The sequence below is a fragment of the Actinocrinis sp. genome (genome assembly GCF_035938995.1).
Taxonomy (GTDB): domain Bacteria; phylum Actinomycetota; class Actinomycetes; order Streptomycetales; family Catenulisporaceae; genus DASZGI01.
On sequence record NZ_DASZGI010000198.1, the window covers coordinates 1 to 18,495 of the forward strand.

Here is an 18,495-nt window from a genome sequence, read left to right on the forward strand (position 1 = left end):
GCGGCCCAGGTCGTTCGCCGAGCGCAGGTCGAGGTCGTACTGCTTCTCGGTGGCGGCCTTCGGCACCCGCAGCCGCTTGGCCTCGCGGTCCAGGTCGGCGGCCAGCGGCACGGTCGGCGCGCCGGCCGGGACCTCGCCGAGCACGTCGCCGACCACCATCTCGCGGGCGATCAGGTCGAGTGGCTCGTCCCGGCCTTCGCAGAGCACGGCGAGGGTCGCCTCGGACAGTTCGGCCAGTCCCGGCAACGGGCGGCCGCGCAGCGCGGCGAGCGTCTCGGCCAGCCGGACACCCTCGATCAGATGCGCGGAGGAGACCGGGAACCGCTCGGCGCGCAGCAGTTCGGCGACGCCGGTGAGCCAGCGCTCTGCGATGTGGTCTTCGGCCTCGAACAGGTGCCGGTACCAGCCCGGTGACCCGATGCCTGCGCCGTAGCCGGAGCGGTATGACAGCCGACTGTGAGTCCAGGGCACCCAGGTGAGCGCGGCCGCCATTGCCTTGATCGGCTTGGGCATCGTGGCCAGCAGGGCCTTGTCATCGGCTGCGGACACCGGGGCGACGGGGCGGCCGTCCTCGATACCTGACAAGGCGGGAACGTGGTAGGCGCCACAGACCACTGCGACGCGCTCGGCGCCATCTGCCAGCGCCGCGCGAAGCGTCGTGCGCATATAAGCCTCGCGCAGGGCGTCGTACTCGCCGGTGGGCTCCTCCTCACGCACCGCGGTCATGGCGTCAGCGAGGGCTGCGAAGGCGCTCAGCGGGTCTTCGGCGGGAGGTGCGGGTGTCGGCGAGGACTCAGTGGTCGACGGCCGAAGGAGCCCCGGCTGGCCGAAGCCGCGGTGCTCGACGACGTCCTCCCACCACGCCTCGGGGTCGGCGTGGCCCGCGGCGGCGGCGAGTCGCGCGATCGGATCGGGTCCGTCCCCTGCTCCGGCCCGGTCCAGACCGAGCGAGACCGCCGCGGGCAGGTCGCAGAATCCGACGCGCACGCGCCGGGCCGCGCCGTACCGCAGCGCGACCCATTCCGGCGAGAACGACGCGAACGGCCAGAACGCCGAGACCTTCGGGTCCTGCTCCCGGTAGGCGAGCAGGGCCACCGGCGGCACCATCTCGGCTGCCGCGACCAGCGGAATCAGCGGATCGGCGTCGGCCGGTCCCTCGATGAGGATGTGGCCCGGCCCGAAGCGCTCCAGTGCCGCACCCACCGAGCGCGCCGAGCCGGGACCGTGGTGCCGTACGCCCAACAGAACGACGCGCGGGCCCGAAGGGTTCACCGGGTCCGCGCGCCGCGGACCGGCGGTCACGCCTCCAGCTCCCGGCATGCCTCGTAGAAGGCGGTCCAGCCCTCGCGCGGCTTGACCACGGTCTCCAGGTACTCGCGCCACACCACTGGGTCGGTCGACGGGTCCTTGACCACGGCGCCGAGGATCCCGCCCGCCACGTCGTGCGGGCGTAGCGTGCCGTCCCCGAAGTACGCGGCGAGCGACACCCCACCGGTGATCACGGAGATGGCCTCGGCTGGGGACAGTGTGCCGGTGGGCGACTTGACCTTGGTGCGCCCGTCTTCGGTGACGCCAGAGCGCAGCTCGCGGAACACCGTCACCACCCGGCGGATCTCCTCGGCGGCGGCCGGGACGTCGGGCAGCTCGAGCGCGCGGCCGAGCGCGCGGACCCGCTGCGCGACGATCCGCACCTCGTCCTCGGTGCTGGCCGGCAGCGGAAGCACGACCGTGTTGAACCGGCGGCGCAGCGCCGAGGACAGGTCGTTGACGCCGCGGTCCCGGTCGTTGGCGGTCGCGATGACGGTGAAGCCCTTGACCGCCTGCACCTCGTCGCCGAGCTCGGGGATCGGCAGCGTCTTCTCCGACAGGATCGTGATCAGGGTGTCCTGCACGTCGGCCGGGATGCGGGTCAGCTCCTCGATCCGGGCGACCTTGCCCGCGGACATGGCGGTCATCAGCGGCGAGGGGACCAGCGCGTCCCGGGACGGGCCGTGGGCCAGCAGCTGCGCGTAGTTCCAGCCGTAGCGCATCGTCTCCTCGGCCGTCCCCGCCGTGCCCTGGACCAGCAGCGTCGAATCGCCCGAGATCGCCGCGGCCAGGTGCTCGGAGACCCAGCTCTTCGCGGTGCCCGGCACGCCCAGCAGCAGCAGGGCGCGATCGGTGGCGAGAGTCGCGACCGCGACTTCGATGAGGCGGCGGGGGCCGATGTACTTCGTGGTGATCTCGGTGCCGTCGGCCGCCGCCCCGCCGAGCAGATAGGTCGTCACCGCCCAGGGCGAGAGGTTCCAGCGCGGCGGCCGCGGGCGGTCGTCGCCCTTGGCCAGCGCGTCGAGTTCGCGGGCGAAGGAGTCCTCCGCGTGCGGGCGCAGGACGGCCTGCGCGGGCTCCAGCGGCGGCATCGTGGTCATCGGTCTTCCCGTCGGGATTCGGGCGGATGGGCGGCGGTCTGCGGGGCGAGTTCGAGGAGCATCTGGCGGCGGTACTCGAGCTGCGCGTGCACGGCGGTGAAGTCGACGCGGGTGATGTCGACGCGCAGCGGCTCGCCGTCGGGGCGGAGCGCCTGCTCGTACACCAGTCGCGCGGCGTCATGGCACAGCGATACCGGAGCGTGGTCGCCGACGGCGGTGAGGATCTGTTCGACCAGCCAGCCGGACCAGGCCACCGACCGGTCGCCGCGAGCGGCGTGCGCGGCGAGGGAGAGCAGGAGCAGCCGCGAGCCGTCTTCGGGCCACGGCTCGTCGGCCCGGCTCATCACGAAGTTGTGCATCTCGCGGCCGAATCCGTGGGCGGAGATGATCCGGGAGACCTCGGCGGTGAAGTCGCGCGCCGTCGGCTTCTCCAGGCGGTGCCGCACGGAGGCCGCGACCAGCGTCGCCTCGTCGCGTACCTGCTTCGACTGGTCCGAGGCGAGGCCGTCGAGGAAGTCCAGGTCGGATGCGTGGGGGTAGCGGTCGAGCAGGGCCAGGAGCCCGAGCTTGACCGGCACCCGCTCGCCCGCCCAGGACTCCCGGACCAGCTGCCGCCCTGCCGCGGGGTCCTCAAGGAACAGCCCGGCCGCGTACGCGAGGCGGTCGTCGGGATCAGGGCTCTGCCGATCCTCGGGCGAGAGCGTCCCGCGCGGCTCGCGCAGGATGTACCGGTACGCATTCGCGGTCGCGGCGAGCCAGCGCCCGGCGGCGCCGAGCACCGCGGCGAGATCCGGGCGGATCAGGGTATTGGTGCGGGCGGCGCCGAGCAGTTCCGGAAAGTACGCGGGCGGCAGCCGGTAGCCCGCGGCGCGCACGGCGGCGAGCCATTCGGGCAGGTACTTCGGAAATGAATCAAGGATCGAGCGCAGCCGAACCGCCGCGGCCGCCGGCACGAGCGGGCGGGGGTCGGCGGGCATCGGCTCCGGCAGCGTGCCGCCGAAGTGGCGCGGCGGCGCACCGACTCGCGTGGCGACGACCGTACGCGCCGCCTGCGACAGCAGCCCGGCGGACGCGTCGCCGCCGAGCGTGCGCCGATCCGTGCCCACGAGCGCCGCAGAGACCAGATCGGCCCAGTTCGCCGGATCCAGCAACGTGTTCGCATCCGTCTCGGTCATATCACCGACACCGCCCCGCTCTCGGTGAACACGGTGACGGCGGCGAATCCGCCGGGATGGTAGAGCCCGAACAACGGACACGGCCGACCGCCACCGGCCGCGAGCAGCATGTGGTAGGCCTCGTCGGCACGGGACTGCTCGTCCGCGCCGCCCTCGCCGACCAGCGGAACGCAGGTCCCCGACTTCACGTCGACGATCCGCCGGCCCGAGTCGGCCGGATCGAGCACCGGCACCGCGGCGCCGAGCACGACCGGGATCGCAGTCGTCCACGGGTCGGCGGCGATGGCGGCGGCGAACGCCGCGGCGGCCTCGTCGAGCGTGGCGGCCTGCGGAGGAGTCGGCCCGTCGTCCGGGCGCAGCCGTAGCTCCTCGGGATCCACGACGATCGCGCGCAGCGGCAGCGCCTCGGGGGCGAAGGCGAGCTCTGCCTCGACCGCGGCACCGACCGGGAACGCCAGGCCCGGGGACTGGCCGGTGGGGGCGAAGGCGAGCAGCACGGCCAGCCGCGAACTCGCCTCGCCTTGGAGCCAGATCCGCCGCTCGACGAGTTTGTCGCCGGCCAGGTCGCGGGCGCCGAGGACCAGCCAGCGGTCCGCGACGTGCTCTCCGGCGGCCGTAATTTCGGCCGAGCTGGCGGCTATCCCGATGCGGCGGCGCACGGTCGCGGCAAGCGGTGCGGGCAAGGCGTCACGGTTACGCCAGCCCTCGATGAGCAGGTGCAGCAGGGCGAGTTCGGCCAGCACCCGGTCGGGCCAGTCGTCGGCACCCAGCAGCCCGGCCAGCGTCCGTATCCGCCCCGCGACGGTGGGCGCCTGCGCGTCGACGAGTCGGCGGGCCAGGTCGTCCAGGGGCCGGTATCCGGCGGCCTTGAGTCCAGTGAGTCCGGCGCGCAACTGGTCGCGCAACCAGAGGTCGAGGTCGTCGAGCCCGGCGCTGATCCGCTCGACCCGCTGGGTGGCGCGGCGGGTCGCGGCCGCAGCCGACCGGACGGCGGCCGTATCATCGGCGCCCGATTCCGTGGCCCTGGCCTCCTGCGCGGCCTTACGAGCGGCACTGCGCTCGGCCCGCTCCCGCCGCCCGGTGAGCCACTCGCGCACCCGCTCAGGCACCGCAGCCTCAGTGACCTGCCCGGCTGACCACAGCAGCATCAAGCCGAGCGCGTGCTTGCAGGGAAACTTCCGCGACGGGCACGTGCAGGCCGAGCCGGGCGGTTGCGCCGGGTCGGCAGGGAACTCGACGGTGACCTGGTAAGGCTTTGCGCCGCTGCCCTTGCAGTCCCCCCACAGCAGCCGCTCCGCGGCACACACGCCGCAGCCACTCCAGGGGGCGGCGACGGCTAGCTTGACCCCGGCCTTCTGCGAGGCGGCGTCCGGCGCGAGGGCGTGGATCCGCGGCGCCGGCCACTGCTCACCCGAAAGTGGTCCGGGCGGGGTGGTCTCGGAGGTCGGCGCCGTCATGGATCAAACTCTAGGGCAGCGCTCCGACAGAGGTCTTGCTCGATACGAAATCGTCGTCCACCGAGCATTGAGCAGCGCGAACGCGTCGCAGAACGCTCCTACAACCGGCGCGGGCGGTGGGTGAGCACCCGGCTCCGAGCGGCGGGGTGGGAAGGTGTCAGACCGTGGCCGAAGCCTGGCCGAGGTTCGCGTAGACCCAGTCGACGATGGTCTGCGTGGGCGTGCCCGGCGTGAAGACCGCGGCTATGCCCAAGTCGAGCAGCGGCTGGATGTCCGCCTCGGGGATGATGCCGCCCACGAACACCTTGATGTCGGCAGCGTCGCGCTCTCGCAGCAGCTCAATCACCTTGGGGCACAGGGTCATGTGTGCGCCGGACAGGATCGACAGGCCGACGCCGTCCGCGTCCTCCTGGATCGCGGTGGCCACGATCTGCTCGGGCATCTGGTGCAGCCCGGTGTAGACGACCTCGATACCGGCGTCGCGCAGGGCTCGCGCGACCACCTTGGCCCCGCGGTCGTGACCGTCGAGGCCCGGCTTGGCGACCACCACGCGGATGGGTCCGGACTCGCTCACGTGGCCACTCCCTCAAGCGTCGTCGCAGTGAGAACCGTTCGTCCGAAGAGTAACCGAGTTGGCCTAAAGATGCGCTGTGACTCGGGCCACGGCCCCGGTCGAGAGCCGCCGCGACCTGCGTGATCGCGCTTCGCCGGGTCGCAAGACGCAGCCGGCCGCCCCGACCGCTCTACGTGCCGGTTCGTGCTGGCCCCACCCCCGGTTCGGGGGACTGCGCCCTCGTGGCCCGTGGCCCCCGCCCGGCACCGTTGAGGCATGACATCCACCACGACGTTCTCGATCGAAGCCCACGGGCTGACCAAGCGCTACGGCGCGAAGACCGCCGTCGACAACCTCTCCTTCGGGGTGGCGCCGGGCAAGGTGACCGGCTTCCTCGGTCCGAACGGGGCCGGGAAGTCCACCACGATGCGGCTGCTGCTGGGGCTCGAGCGCCCCGACGCGGGCACCGCGCTGATCAACCGCAAGCCGTACGCCTCGCTGACCGCGCCGCTGTCGCAGGTGGGCGCGCTCCTCGAGGCCAAGGCGTTCCACAAGGGCCGCTCCGCCCGCAACCATCTGCTGTGCCTGGCGCAGTCGCAGGCCCTGCCGCTCTCGCGGGTGGACGAGGTGATCGACATGGTCGGGCTGCGCGACGCGGCCAAGCAGCGGGCCGGCGGCTACTCGCTCGGCATGGCCCAGCGGCTGGGGATCGCGGCGGCCCTGCTCGGCGACCCACGGGTGATCATCCTGGACGAGCCGGTCAACGGCCTCGACCCGGAGGGCATCCTGTGGATCCGCACCCTGATGAAGCGGCTGGCCGCCGAGGGCCGCACCGTCCTGGTCTCCTCCCACCTGATGAACGAGATGGCGGTCACCGCCGACCACCTGCTGGTGATCGGGCGCGGGCGGCTGCTCGCCGACTGCACCACGGCGCAGTTCATCGAGCGCTACACCGACCCGGCGGTCTACGCCGCCACCCCGGCGGTCGCCCGGCCGGCACTGCTCGAGGAGGCCTTCATGCGGCTGACCGCGGGCGCGGTGGAGTACGCCACCCGCTAGCCCGGCGCGAAATCAAAAGTCTGCGAAACAACGAGGGGAATGCACTTCAGATGTCTACCGTGATGATCACGCACGCCAACCGGGTGCGGCCGACCCACCAGCCCGGCTTCACCGATCTGCTGCGCAGCGAGTGGACGAAGTTCAAGACGCTGCGCTCGACCTGGTGGTCACTCGGGACCATGATCGCCGTGTCGCTGGGGGTGTCGATCGCCGCCACGTCGGCGTTCACCGCCACCTACGACAACCTCGGCGCGGCCGACAAGACGCGGTTCCAGAACGACACGATCGGGCTGCTGCTCCAGCCCGGCTCACAGTTCGGCCAGCTCGCCATCGCCGTGCTCGGCGTGCTGCTGATCGCCTCCGAGTTCTCCACCGGGATGATCCGCTCGACCGTCCTGGCCGCGCCCCGCCGCACGCCTGTGCTGGCGGCGAAGGCCGTCGTGCTCGGCGCCGTGGTCTTCGTGCTGGCCGAGGCGATCGCGTGGGCGAACTTCTTCATCGGCAGCGCGATCGTGCGGAAGCACGCGACGGTGACGCTGAGCACTCCCGGCACGCTGCGCGCGATCCTCGGATTCGGCCTGGTCATGTCGCTGACGGCGATCATCGCGCTGGCGATCGGCGCGCTGATGCGCCACACGGCCGGGGCGATCAGCGTGGCGCTCGGCACGAGCCTGGTGGTGCCGGGGCTGCTCGGGCTCATCCCCGGATCGGTCGGACAGCACCTGTCCCAGGCGATGCCGGAAAGCGCCGGACAGCTGATCATGGATCGGACGCTGGACCCCGGCACGCCGTACGGTCAGTGGGGTGGCCTCGCGATCATCGTCGCGTGGACGGTCGGGCTGATGGCGCTCGCCTTCATCTCGATCAAGCGCCGGGACGTGTGACGGCGTGCGCAAGGATTGACCGGCAGACCAGCAGGATCGATCAGGTCGGACGAGCAAGGTCGAAGGGGAAGTCGTGGCGGGGTCGCAGTACGGGACCGGGGGCCGGGGAGGCGGTCGGACCAGGCGCGGGGGCCTGGTCGCGGCCGGCGCCCGCCGCGTGCTGCGCGAGCCCGTCACGTTGCGGGCGCTGCGCGAAGCCCTATACGCGCTGCTCAGCCTCCCCTTCGCGGTGCTCGGTCTGGCCGCGGCGCTGATCACGCTGGTGTTCACCATCTCGTCGACCGGTGGGGTCATCCTGCCGCTGCTTCCGCTCCTGCTCGCGGTGGACCGGCGGCTGGCCGCGCTGTACCGCCTGGTGGCCTCGGCACTGCTCGGAGTGCGCATCCGGCGTCCGGTCCGGCCCAAGCGGCGGCCGGGGGTGCTCGGCTTCCTGGTCTACCACTTGGCCGATCCGGTGGCGTGGCGCGCGATCGGCTACCTGGCGCTCCGCTTCCCCCTCGGCGTTCTCGAGTTCGCGATCGGGTTCGTGCCCTGGTTCTGGGGCTTATGGCTGGCGCTGTATCCACTGTTCTGGCGTATTGAGGGGCTGCGGATCAAGGGCCCGAACGGGCACACCGGCTTGGCGATCAACGACTTCTACTTCGACACCTGGCCGCGGGCGTTCCTGGTGACCGGCATGGGGCTGGTGGTCCTGCTGATCGCCCCGTGGCTGACCCGCGCCGTGATCGCGCCGGACCGCTGGCTGCTGCCGCGGCTGCTCGGGCCGTCCGCCGCCGCCCGCATTCAGGAACTCGAGGAGACGCGGGCGACCGCGATCAACGAGGCGGCGCTCACGCTGCGCCGGATCGAGCGCGACTTGCACGACGGCATCCAGGCCCGGCTCGTCTCCCTCGGCATGCGGCTGGGCCGGGCGGAAGGGCGGCTCGACGGCGCGGAACCCGACCCGGCGGCGGCAATCGAGCTGATCCGGGAATCGCGTGCGGAAGCCAAGGAGCTGATCCACGAGCTGCGCGAACTGGTGCGCGGCATCCACCCGCCCGCCCTCGACGCAGGCCTCGAAACCGCGCTGACCACGCTCGCCGCGCGCTCCCCGATCCCGGCGACCGTGCGGGTGGAGCTGCCGCAGCGCCCGGAGGCCTCGGTCGAGACCATGCTCTACTTCAGCGCGGCGGAACTCCTGACGAACGCTGGCAAGCACAGCAAGGCGTCCACCGTGGCGATCACCGTATTGTCCGACGGCTTCGCGGCCCGTCTCATCGTCGCCGACGACGGGACCGGCGGGGCGACGCTGGACGGCGCCGGGACCGGGCTGCGCGGGCTGGCCGAGCGGGTACGCACGCTCGACGGGACGATCGATGTGAGCAGCCCGCCGGGCGGACCGACGAACATCACCCTCGAGGTTCCCGTCAGGATGTGACGCGCGGCCGCTCCTCGTCGCGCTCCGACTAGCATCACTGCGAGAAAGCAGTCAGATGCGGTCGGACATGACGGGGGCAGGACCATGCGCGTGGTCATCGCCGAGGATGCCGTGATCCTTCGGGCTGGACTGGTGCAGCTGATCGAGGAGCACGGCCACCAGATCCCGGCCGCCGTCGCCGACGGGGAGTCGCTGCGGTCCGCGGTCGCCGAGCACCGTCCGGACGTCGTGGTCTCCGACATCCGGATGCCTGCGGAGCCGGGCGGAACCGCGCAGCCCGACGAGGGCGTGCGCGCGGCGCTCGAGTTGCGGGTGCGCGACCCGCGGCTGCCGGTGCTCCTCTTCTCTCAGTACGTGGAGACCCAGTACGCCAGTCGGCTGCTCGCGAGCGGCTCGGCGGGTGTCGGCTACCTGCTCAAGGAGCGGGTGCTGGACGTGAAGGACTTCTTCGACGCGCTGGATCGGGTGGCCTCGGGCGGCACCGCGCTGGACCCCGAGGTGGTCTCCCAGCTGGTCGGAGCCAGCCGGACGGTGTCGGCCGCCGCCTCGCTCAGCCCGCGCGAGCGCGACGTCATGGCTCTGATGGCGGAGGGCCGGTCGAACAGCGCGATCGCCGAGTCGCTGTTCGTGACCGAGCGCGCGGTGGAGAAGCACGTCGCCAACATCTTCACCAAGCTCGACCTGCCGGTGTCCACCACCGACCACCGCCGAGTGCTGGCGGTGCTGCGCTACCTCGGGGTGTAGGGGATAGCCCGCCCCAGCGCCGACTTAGAGCTAAAGCTTCTGGAGCGGCGCGAACGCGAGCACGAGCTTGCGCACCCCGGCCGAGCCGAAGTCGACGGTGGCATGCTCGCCGGTGCGGCCCTCGACCGAAACGACCGTGCCGAGTCCATAGGTGTCGTGCACGACCCGGTCCCCGGGCGCCACCGAGATCGGCTCGCGTCCGCCGGGGCCGCCGGTCTTGAACCCCTTAGCGCGGGCGCGATCGGCCGCCGCGGTGAGCGACGGGGTGAGCGTGCCGAAGGAGGTGGACTGCGGCTCGGGTGCGGTGCGCTGCCAGTCGATCAGCTTGTCCGGGACCTCGGCCAGGAAGCGCGACTCCGGGTTGTACGCGGGCGATCCCCAGGCCGAGCGCATGACGGCGCGAGTGAAGTAGAGGCGTCGACGCGCGCGGGTGATCCCGACGTAGGCGAGCCGCCGCTCCTCCTCCAGCTCCTTGATGTTGCCCATCGCGCGCGAGTGCGGGAAGACACCCTCCTCCAGGCCGGTCAGGAAGACCACTGGGAATTCCAGGCCCTTCGCGGTGTGCAGGGTCATCAGGGTGACCGAGCCCTGCGCTTCGGCGTTGGCGTCGGGGATCTGGTCGGCGTCGGCGACGAGCGCGACACGCTCGAGGAATCCGACCACGCCGCCTTCGGGGTCGGTCTGCTCGTATTCGTGCGCGACCGCGACGAGTTCCTGGAGGTTCTCCACCCGGCTCTCGTCCTGCGGATCGTCCGAGTCCTGGAGCTCGGCGAAGTATCCGGTGCGCTCCAGCACGGATTCGAGCAGTTCGGCGGGTCCGGCGCCCTCGGCCAGCCGTTCACGCAGCGCCGCCATCACCGCCGCGAAGCCCTTGACCGCGTTCAGCGAGCGCGCCGCCAGGCCGTACGCCTCGTCGGCCCGGTCGATCGCCGCGCCGAAAGAGATGCGTTCGCGCTGGGCCAGGGCGTCGAGCATCGTCTCGGCCCGCTCGCCGATGCCGCGCTTGGGGACGTTGATGATGCGGCGCACCGAGACCGAGTCGTCCGGGTTCGCCAGCGCGCGCAGATACGCGAGGGCGTCCTTGATCTCCTTGCGCTCATAGAAGCGGACGCCACCGACGACGCGATACGGCAGCCCGACCCGGATGAACAGTTCCTCGAAGACTCGCGACTGCGCGTTGGTGCGGTAGAAAACCGCCACGTCGCCGGGTTTGGCCAGCTCCTCGTCGGTGAGCCGGTCCACCTCGTTCGCGACGAACGCGGCCTCGTCGTGCTCGTTGTCGCCGACGTAACCGGTGATCAGCGCACCGTCGCCGGCGTCGGTCCAGAGGTTCTTGGCCCGGCGCGCCTTGTTCCGGTCGATGACCGCGTTGGCCGCGCTCAGGATCGTCTGGGTGGAGCGGTAGTTCTGCTCGAGCAGGATGGTGCGGGCGCTCGGGTAGTCGGCCTCGAACTCGAGGATGTTGCGGATCGAGGCGCCGCGGAAGGCGTAGATCGCCTGGTCCGCGTCGCCGACCACGCACAGCTCGGCCGGGGGCACGGCGGCCGGGTCGTCCGGGCCAGCTGCGGCCGCGGCCGAGGCGGCGGCATTCACTGGCTCGCCGTCCGCCGTGTATTTGGGCGCCTGCGACACCGCGCCGCCGACCAGTTCCCGCACCAGGACGTACTGCGCGTGGTTCGTGTCCTGGTACTCGTCGACCAGAACGTGGCGGAACCGGCGCCGGTACGACTCGGCGACCGCCGGGAATGCCTGGAGCAGGTTCACCGTGGTCATGATCAGGTCGTCGAAGTCCAACGCCTTGGCCGCGATCAGCCGCTGCTGGTAGTTGCCGTAGACCTCGGCGATCAGCCGCTCTTGCTCGCTCTGTGCCTTATCGCGCGCGGTCTCGTGGTCCACCAATTCGTTCTTGAGCGCGGAGATCTGGGTCAGCAGCCCGCGCGGGGGGTGCCGCTTCACGTCCAGTTCGAGATCGCGGGCCACGGCGGTGATCAGCCGCCGCGAGTCGTCCGCGTCGTAGATGGTGAACGAGGAGGGCAGGCCGAGGTGCTGATGCTCGCGGCGCAGGATCCGCACGCAGGCCGAGTGGAACGTGGAGACCCACATCGGCTTCACCCGCGGGCCGACCAGCGCGGCGACCCGCTCCTTCATCTCGGCCGCGGCCTTGTTGGTGAAGGTGATCGCCAAGATCTCGCCCGGGTGGACATCGCGGGCGGCGAGCAGGTACGCGATCCGGTGGGTGAGAACCCGGGTCTTGCCGGAACCGGCGCCGGCCACGATGAGCAGCGGCGAACCGGTATGCATGACCGCTTCACGCTGCGACGTGTTGAGGCCGGCCAGCAGAGCGTCCGGGTCGATCTTGGGCAGGCCGCCGGACCGCCTCGGGGCGGCGGCGGGCCGCACCTCGTCGTCGGCCGGGTCGCCGGCTGGTTCGTCGGGCTCCGGCGCGAGCGAGAGCGCGGGAAGGACCGCGTCGGCCCGCTTTCGCGCCGGGGGCGGCGGTTTCGGCAGGTCGAACAGGGGGGCTTCGTGGGAGGCTGGCGAGCTGCTCATCGTGTTCCCGAGTCTAGTTGGCCGCACGGACAGCGCGGGGCCGGATCGCTCCGACTGGCGATCCGGCCCAGTCCAGAGCCGGACGAGGGGGCACGGTTCGGCTGGTCGCCGCAGTCGCAGCGTCCTGCCACCTGGGCAGCCCCCTGATTCCGGACGCGGTGGTGGCAAGCGGAGAGCGCCGCGACCGAAGGTGTCGATGAGCCCGTAGATCAGACCTTTACCGATCGGGCTCCCGCCGCACTCATCCCGCAGCGCGCCTCCGTACGGGGGGCAGCCAAACCAGAAAAATTCGCCGCCAAAACGGCATGGAACAGGCCGTGCGCGGAAATGGTTCCTACCGACGCGTGGGCACGGGCCTCCGGTTGCGTCCGGCCCGGTTTTCCGCCCGATCGTACCGACATAACGTCGGGAAAATCGCCTGCGATTACGCCGGCGCCGCGACCGCTACCGCAATGTCCGGATTCTCCTCAATCTGACGCCACATAAAACGGACGTTAACCCCCAGATGTAGAAGATTGGGCCACGGGCTGCGAGCTGGAACGGCGCCACCCTGATACGGCGACGCGGGCAAAGTCGGGGAAAAATCCGCTGCCCGGATCCGGCGATCCGGCCCCGGTCTCGCTATGGTTACGGCCCAGAAGTTCGCGACACAGTCAGCCATCCAAGGCCGACCGCGCGCTTCCGCGCCGAATCCCCGGCGTCGGCAGGACCGGAACTGGGCGCTCTTCGCAGAGCCCGAAGACGGTCGGACCGCCGCAAGGGAACCGGGGACCCACAGTTACCCCGGGGTGAATCGTCGCGCCAGACCGCGCGGTCCAAACGCGGGGTCGGGCGAGGCGTAGGGCGACTTCTTCCGCCCGAACCCGTCAGCTAACTCGGTAGGCGCCGTCCGAAGAAGGAGCTATGGCGTCCCACCGCGCCCAGAAGGTATCCGGCAGGGCCACCGCGCTCGGTGTAGTCGGCGTCACCGCCGGCACCGTCGCCCTGCTGCCGGCAGCCAGCCAGGCCGCGCCGACTCCAAGCATCGACCAGGTCAAGGCCCAGATCAACACCCTTAATCAGCAGGCCGAGACGTCAGGCCAGGCCTACGATGCGGCGCAGGAGCAGTACGCGAAGCTCCAGCAGAAGGTGGACGGGCTGCAAGCCCAGATCACCCAGGAGCAGACCGCGCTCTCCACCCTTGAGACGTCGATGGGCATGCAGGCCGCGGCCCAGTACCGGTCCGGCGCGATCTCCCCGACCCTCCAGCTCGCGATCAACGCCAGCCCGGACACGTACCTGTCCGAGGCGGGCATGGTCGATCAGGAGACGCAGCAGGAGGCCGTGCAGCTCAAGATGATCGCGCAAGAGAAGGCGCAGCTGGCAGAGGACAAGAAGAACGCCACTGCCGCGCTGGCGCAGCAGCAGGCGGCCCTCGCGCAGGCTGCCGCCAACAAGGCTCAGGTGCAGTCGCTGCTGCAGAAGCAGCAGGCGATCCTCGACTCGCTGACAGCAGCGCAGCGCGCGACCGTCACGGGCACCTCCACCGCCGTGCACACGGTCACCGGAGCGCTTCCGCCCGTCTCCGGGCGAGCTGCCGCGGCGGTCGCGTATGTGAAGGCGAAGCTCGGGGACGGCTACTCGTACGGCGCCGCCGGGCAGAGCTACTTCGACTGTTCGGGCCTGATGGTGGCGGCGTGGGCGTCGGCCGGCGTGACGATACCGCGCACATCGCAGGAGCAGTTCTACGGCCTCACCCAGCTTTCGAGCGCCTCCCAGCTCATGCCGGGCGACCTGGTCTTCTTCTACATGCAGTCCGGCGGCCCGGAACACGTCGGCATGTACATCGGCAACGGCTACTTCATCGACGCGCGCAACACCAGCGTCGGCGTGGTGGAAGGCAATCTCGACCCGTCGAACTCGGCGTACTCGTACATGCCGGTCGCCGGGTACGCGCGGGTCGGCTGACCGACCGCGAAAAGCACTCGCACCTGCGCACAGCACCACGGCCCATCACGGACCTTCCCGAAAAAGACGGGCAGGCGTGAGGCCCGGCCACTCCCCTCCCCCCGAACCGGCCGGGCCGATCTCCCGCCCGGCGCCCGGACCGCCGCACCCGCCGCATCCCCCACCACCCCTTGCGGCACAGCTACCCGCCGGCGGTCCGGGCGCGTTCCTCTTCCGCGCCCGCCTCGTTCGCCCAGTTCTCCGACTCGGTGCGTCAGGCCGCCTTGGCGAACGCCGACCACAGCCGGCTGTAAGCGCCGTCGTACGCGAGCAGCGCCTCATGCGGCCCGTCCTCGACGATCTTTCCGCCCTCGAGCACCAGGATCCGGTCGGCCCGTGCCGCCGTGGTGAGCCGGTGCGCGACGACCAGCGTCGTGCGGGCCCGGGCCAGTTCGTCGACGGCCCGGGTGACCGCCGCCTCGGTGGCCAGGTCGAGCGCCGCGGTCGCCTCGTCGAGCAGCAGGATGTCCGGGTCCACCAGGTAGGCGCGGGTCAGGGCCAGCAGCTGTCGCTGACCGGCCGACAGCTTCCGGCCGCGCTCGCCGACCTCGTGAAGGTAGCCGCCGGGCAGCCGGGCGATCATGTCGTGCGCGCCGACCGCCTTGGCTGCGGCCTCGACCTCGGCGTCGGAGGCATCGGGACGGCCGTAGGCGATCGCGTCGCGGACCGTGCCGGGGAAGAGATACGCCTCCTGGGGAACGACGCCTAGCCGCGACCGGTACGCGCCGAGGTCGTACTCGCGCAGGTCAACGCCGTCCACATAGACGCCTCCGGCGGTCGGGTCGTAGTACCGCGCGACGAGCTTGACCATGGTGGACTTGCCCGCACCGGTCTCGCCGACCAGCGCGACCGTCTGCCCCGGCTCGATCGCCACGTCGATCCCGCGCAGCGCTTCCGGCGCCCCGGCGACGTATCCGAAGTGCACGCCCTGGAACTCGATGCGCCCGCTCAGCGCGGCCACCGGCTTGGGATCGTCCGCCTCGGGCGTCGCGGTCGGGGTCTGCATCAGGCCACGGATACGGCGCAGGCCCACCGCCGCCTGCTGGTAGCTGTCGAAGACCTGGGAAAGCTGCTGCACCGGGGAGAAGAACATGTCCACGTACAGCAGGTACGCGATGAGCGCCCCCGCGGTCAGGCTGCCGGCCACGATCAGATGCGCGCCGTACACGAGCGCGAGCGCCCCGGCGAGGTCGCCGAGGAACTGCACGAACGGGAAGTAGGTGGCGATGTACTTCTGCGCGCGGGTCCGGGAGACCTTGTACGCGTCGGCCTTACCAGCGAAGCGGTCGCGGTTCACGCCCTCGCGGCGGAATGCCTGCGTGACCCGCATTCCGGCCACGTTCTCCTGGAGATCGGCGTTCACGGCGCTGATCCGGTCGCGCGCCTCGTTGTACGCCTGCTTCGACTTCGAGCGGAAGATCAGCGTGGCCACGACCAGGATCGGCAGCACCGCGTAGACGACCAGGGCCATCCGCCAGTCGACGATGGCCAGGGCGGCGGCGATGCCGAAGAAGGTGAGCACCGACACCACCGCGGTCGACACGCCGTTCTGCAGGAACGAGGCGAGTGCGTCGATGTCGGTGGTCATCCGCGTCATGATGCGGCCGCCCATCTCGTTCTCGTAGTAGTCGAGACCGAGACGCTGGAGATGGGAGAAGGTACGCACCCGCAGCAGGTAGAGCAGCCGCTCGCCGGTGCGCCCGGTCACCCGCGTCTGCACCGCCTCGACGATCCAGTCGCCGACCACCAGCATCAGGCCGAACACAGTCATCGTGACGATCACGTGGTACGCGGCGCCCTGGATGCCCTGGTCGACGGCGGTGCGCATCAGGGCCGGGATCGCCAGCGAGGCGAGCGCGTCGGCGCCTTCCAGCAGCAGGCCGAGCGCGAGGAACCAGGCGAACGGGCGCAGCAGGCGGCGCAGCGAGAACTGCGGGTCCTCGGCGCGGGCGACATCCTGGCGGATGTCGGGGGTGTCGGTGGCCGGTGGCAGGGCGGCGACTTTGGCGAGCAGGTCCGGGGTGGCCGGTATCGCGCCGATCATCCCCCGTCCGCCACCCATCCCACCGCCCATTCCGCGCACGAGCCGGTTCGCGGCGCGAGCCGCTCCGGAGTAGATCGGGTCCTCCGCCTTCGAGCGGTCCCAGAGCGCGGGCGTGACGCCGTCGACCACGGTCGCGTCCACGGTGTTGTCGAGCACGAGTTCGCCGGCGTCCACACCTTCCGCGTCGTCGCCGGGGCCGGAGAGCAGAAGCCGGTAGAGCGGGCAGCGGGCCTCGAGTTCGGAGGCGGTGCCGATGTCCACCACGTGGCCTTCGTCGAGCACGGCGATGCGGTCGGCGAGCCCGAGCGTCGAGCGGCGGTGCGCGATGACGACGGTGGTCCGCCCGGCCATCACCCGGTGCAGCGTGGCGTGGATCTCCGCCTCCGTCGCGGCGTCGACGGCCGAGGTGGCGTCGTCGAGCAGGAGGATGCGCGGGTCGGTCAGCAGGGCGCGGGCGAGCGCGACCCGCTGGCGCTGGCCGCCGGACAGGGTCAGGCCCTGCTCGCCGACGACCGTGTCATAGCCCTGCGGCAGCTCGTTGATGAACCGCTCGGCTTCGGCGGCCTGCGCGGCCGCGCGTATCTGCGCCTCGGTGGCGTCCGGGCGGCCGTAAGCGACGTTGGCGCGGACGGTGTCGGAGAAGAGGAAAGCGTCCTCCATGACCAGACCGATCGCGGCGCGTACCGAGTCGGTGGTCACGTCGCGCAGGTCGTGTCCGCCGATCCGGATCGCTCCGCCGCCCGGATCGTAGAAGCGGGGCAGCAGCATCGCGACGGTGGACTTGCCGGAGCCGGCGGTGCCGATCAGCGCGACCGTCTCGCCGGCGCGCACTTCGAGCGTGAGCCCCTGCAGGACCGGGCGCGAGGGGACGTATCCGAACGTCACGTCGTCGAAGCTGAGGCCGGCGGCCTCGCGCGGCAGTTCCGGGGCGCCGGGGCGGTCGGTGATGACCGGCTTGGAGTCGATGACCTCGAAGATGCGCACCGCGCTGGCCCGCACCTGCTGGCCGAACGTGAGCAGGTTGGCGAGCATCCGCACGGGGCCGCTGAGCTGCGCGAGATAGGCGGAGAAGGCGAGGAAGGTGCCCAGAGAGATGGTGCCATGCAGGGCGAGCCAGCCGCCGAAAGCGAGCACGCCGAGTTGGCCGAGGGTGGGGATCGCGCCGAGCGTCGGGTTGTACTTGGCGGTCAGGCGGATCGAGCGCAGCCGGGCGGCGAACAGGGACTTTGCGGCGCCCTCGAGCTTGTCCACCTCCTGGCGTTCCTGGCCGAAGCCCTTGACCACGCGCACGCCGGTGACGGCCGCCTCGACCACCCCGGCGAGCACGCCGGTCTTCTGCTGGGCGTCCCAGGTGGCCGGGAACAGTCGGCGCCTGGCCAGGGTGGAGACCCCGAACAGGCCGGGGCCGACCGCCAGGCCGATCAGCGTGAGCAGCGGTGAGAGCACGAGCATCGCGACCAGGGCGCTGAAGAACATCAGCACGGTGCCGGCCAGCACCGGGGCCATGCCGAGCAGCTGGGAGACCATGTTGATGTCGGAGGAGGAGCGGGCGACGATCTGCCCGGTCTCCAGGTTGTCCTGGCCCTCGCCGTCAAGCTGGGTGAGCGCCTCGAAGACATCGGTACGCAGATCGTTCTGCACCTCGATGCCGATGCGGCCGCCGGCGTAGCGGCGGGTGCGCGAGACGATCAGGTTCAATGCGGCGACGCCGAGCAGCGCGCCGGCCCAGGGCGCGAGCGGCTGAGTGCGCTTGATGATCACGTCGTCGATGACTGCGCGCTGGATCAGCGGTACCGTCACGCCGACGCCGACGATCGCGAGCGACGCCGTGGTCGCGATCGCGAGCAGCCGCTTATAGCGCCAGGTGTAACCCAGGATGCGGCGCAGCCACCGCTCTCCCCCGTCTCCCGCGTCGGGCATGCATCTCCCCTGATCCTCGCTACTTACTGAGCGCTTATTTTATGTGAGCAACACTCATCATCTCTCTTGAAATTCCACCCGCCCGCTCATCGTCGTCCTCAGCATCGGCACGCGGCCAGCACGCACAGCGGTGCGCAACCTAGTGTGTGCTCCAGGTACGACATTTCGACATACACCAAGGTTGCACGCCCTTCCGCAATGCACTGTCGGACCGCACGCCCGGCTTGTCCATCGGATTTTTCACCCCTCCGGGGCCTCACCGGCCGCCACCGGCGATCGCCCCTGGACCGCTCGCCCC

At 71.1% G+C, this 18,495-nt stretch carries 12 protein-coding genes and 1 riboswitch; of the genes, 5 read left to right on the forward strand and 7 right to left on the reverse strand.

The features are described from left to right. From VGZ32_RS14170 to VGZ32_RS14190, 5 genes are all read right to left on the reverse strand, one after another. Positions 1 to 1,302: DUF5682 family protein (locus VGZ32_RS14170; RefSeq protein WP_326886473.1), on the reverse strand; the 1,302-nt coding region annotated here is incomplete at its 3' end. Next, positions 1,299 to 2,408, reverse strand: coding sequence for an AAA family ATPase (locus VGZ32_RS14175; protein WP_326886474.1), 1,110 nt, complete (start codon positions 2,406 to 2,408; stop codon positions 1,299 to 1,301). The genes VGZ32_RS14170 and VGZ32_RS14175, both read right to left, overlap by 4 nt. Then, a complete protein-coding gene (locus tag VGZ32_RS14180; RefSeq protein WP_326886475.1) occupies positions 2,405 to 3,583 on the reverse strand; it encodes a DUF5691 domain-containing protein in 1,179 nt (392 codons plus the stop codon). Before VGZ32_RS14180 ends, VGZ32_RS14175 begins: the two co-directional genes overlap by 4 nt. After that, positions 3,580 to 5,040: an SWIM zinc finger family protein gene (locus tag VGZ32_RS14185; protein ID WP_326886476.1), complete on the reverse strand. Its 1,461-nt coding sequence runs from the start codon at positions 5,038 to 5,040 to the stop codon at positions 3,580 to 3,582. The genes VGZ32_RS14180 and VGZ32_RS14185 overlap by 4 nt, the downstream gene beginning before the upstream one ends. Positions 5,041 to 5,197: 157 nt before the next feature. Next, positions 5,198 to 5,614 (reverse strand): cobalamin B12-binding domain-containing protein, encoded by a 417-nt coding sequence (locus VGZ32_RS14190; protein ID WP_326886477.1) that lies wholly within the window; start codon positions 5,612 to 5,614, stop codon positions 5,198 to 5,200. A 255-nt stretch (positions 5,615 to 5,869) separates the two neighbouring features. On the opposite strand from VGZ32_RS14190, the gene VGZ32_RS14195 reads away from it, so the two are divergent. The 4 genes from VGZ32_RS14195 (at position 5,870) to VGZ32_RS14210 (ending at position 9,697) form a co-directional block, all read left to right on the forward strand. Then, positions 5,870 to 6,652, forward strand: coding sequence for an ABC transporter ATP-binding protein (locus tag VGZ32_RS14195; RefSeq protein ID WP_326886478.1), 783 nt, complete (start codon positions 5,870 to 5,872; stop codon positions 6,650 to 6,652). Between the two features lie 50 nt (positions 6,653 to 6,702). Then, on the forward strand, positions 6,703 to 7,536 hold the full coding sequence (locus VGZ32_RS14200) for an ABC transporter permease (RefSeq protein ID WP_326886479.1): 834 nt from the start codon (positions 6,703 to 6,705) through the stop codon (positions 7,534 to 7,536). Between the two features lie 73 nt (positions 7,537 to 7,609). Beyond that, positions 7,610 to 8,953 (forward strand): sensor histidine kinase, encoded by a 1,344-nt coding sequence (locus tag VGZ32_RS14205; RefSeq protein ID WP_326886480.1) that lies wholly within the window; start codon positions 7,610 to 7,612, stop codon positions 8,951 to 8,953. A gap of 84 nt (positions 8,954 to 9,037) precedes the next feature. Further along, a complete protein-coding gene (locus tag VGZ32_RS14210) occupies positions 9,038 to 9,697 on the forward strand; it encodes a response regulator transcription factor (RefSeq protein ID WP_326886481.1) in 660 nt (219 codons plus the stop codon). Positions 9,698 to 9,727: 30 nt separating this feature from the next. Here VGZ32_RS14210 and pcrA read toward each other — a convergent pair whose 3' ends face one another. Next, positions 9,728 to 12,247 (reverse strand): DNA helicase PcrA, encoded by a 2,520-nt coding sequence (gene pcrA, locus VGZ32_RS14215; protein WP_326886482.1) that lies wholly within the window; start codon positions 12,245 to 12,247, stop codon positions 9,728 to 9,730. 741 nt (positions 12,248 to 12,988) lie between these two features. Beyond that, positions 12,989 to 13,147, forward strand: a riboswitch (cyclic di-AMP (ydaO/yuaA leader). Positions 13,148 to 13,150: 3 nt separating this feature from the next. Between pcrA and VGZ32_RS14220 the strand changes: the two genes are divergently transcribed. Further along, positions 13,151 to 14,194 (forward strand): NlpC/P60 family protein, encoded by a 1,044-nt coding sequence (locus tag VGZ32_RS14220; protein WP_326886483.1) that lies wholly within the window; start codon positions 13,151 to 13,153, stop codon positions 14,192 to 14,194. A 253-nt stretch (positions 14,195 to 14,447) separates the two neighbouring features. Here VGZ32_RS14220 and VGZ32_RS14225 read toward each other — a convergent pair whose 3' ends face one another. Next, positions 14,448 to 18,197 (reverse strand): ABC transporter ATP-binding protein, encoded by a 3,750-nt coding sequence (locus VGZ32_RS14225; RefSeq protein WP_326886484.1) that lies wholly within the window; start codon positions 18,195 to 18,197, stop codon positions 14,448 to 14,450. Positions 18,198 to 18,495: the final 298 nt, after the last annotated feature.

What these genes read in the sequence shown, in the direction of transcription:
- VGZ32_RS14175 (WP_326886474.1), bottom strand. Translation starts at nt 2,408, where the DNA reads ATGACCACGATGCCGCCGCTGGAGCCCGCGCAGGCCGTCCTGCGCCCG.
- VGZ32_RS14180 (WP_326886475.1), bottom strand. Translation starts at nt 3,583, where the DNA reads ATGACCGAGACGGATGCGAACACGTTGCTGGATCCGGCGAACTGGGCC.
- VGZ32_RS14185 (WP_326886476.1), bottom strand. Translation starts at nt 5,040, where the DNA reads ATGACGGCGCCGACCTCCGAGACCACCCCGCCCGGACCACTTTCGGGT.
- VGZ32_RS14195 (WP_326886478.1), top strand. Translation starts at nt 5,870, where the DNA reads ATGACATCCACCACGACGTTCTCGATCGAAGCCCACGGGCTGACCAAG.
- VGZ32_RS14200 (WP_326886479.1), top strand. Translation starts at nt 6,703, where the DNA reads ATGTCTACCGTGATGATCACGCACGCCAACCGGGTGCGGCCGACCCAC.
- VGZ32_RS14210 (WP_326886481.1), top strand. Translation starts at nt 9,038, where the DNA reads ATGCGCGTGGTCATCGCCGAGGATGCCGTGATCCTTCGGGCTGGACTG.
- pcrA (WP_326886482.1), bottom strand. Translation starts at nt 12,247, where the DNA reads ATGAGCAGCTCGCCAGCCTCCCACGAAGCCCCCCTGTTCGACCTGCCG.
- VGZ32_RS14220 (WP_326886483.1), top strand. Translation starts at nt 13,151, where the DNA reads ATGGCGTCCCACCGCGCCCAGAAGGTATCCGGCAGGGCCACCGCGCTC.
- VGZ32_RS14225 (WP_326886484.1), bottom strand. Translation starts at nt 18,197, where the DNA reads ATGCCCGACGCGGGAGACGGGGGAGAGCGGTGGCTGCGCCGCATCCTG.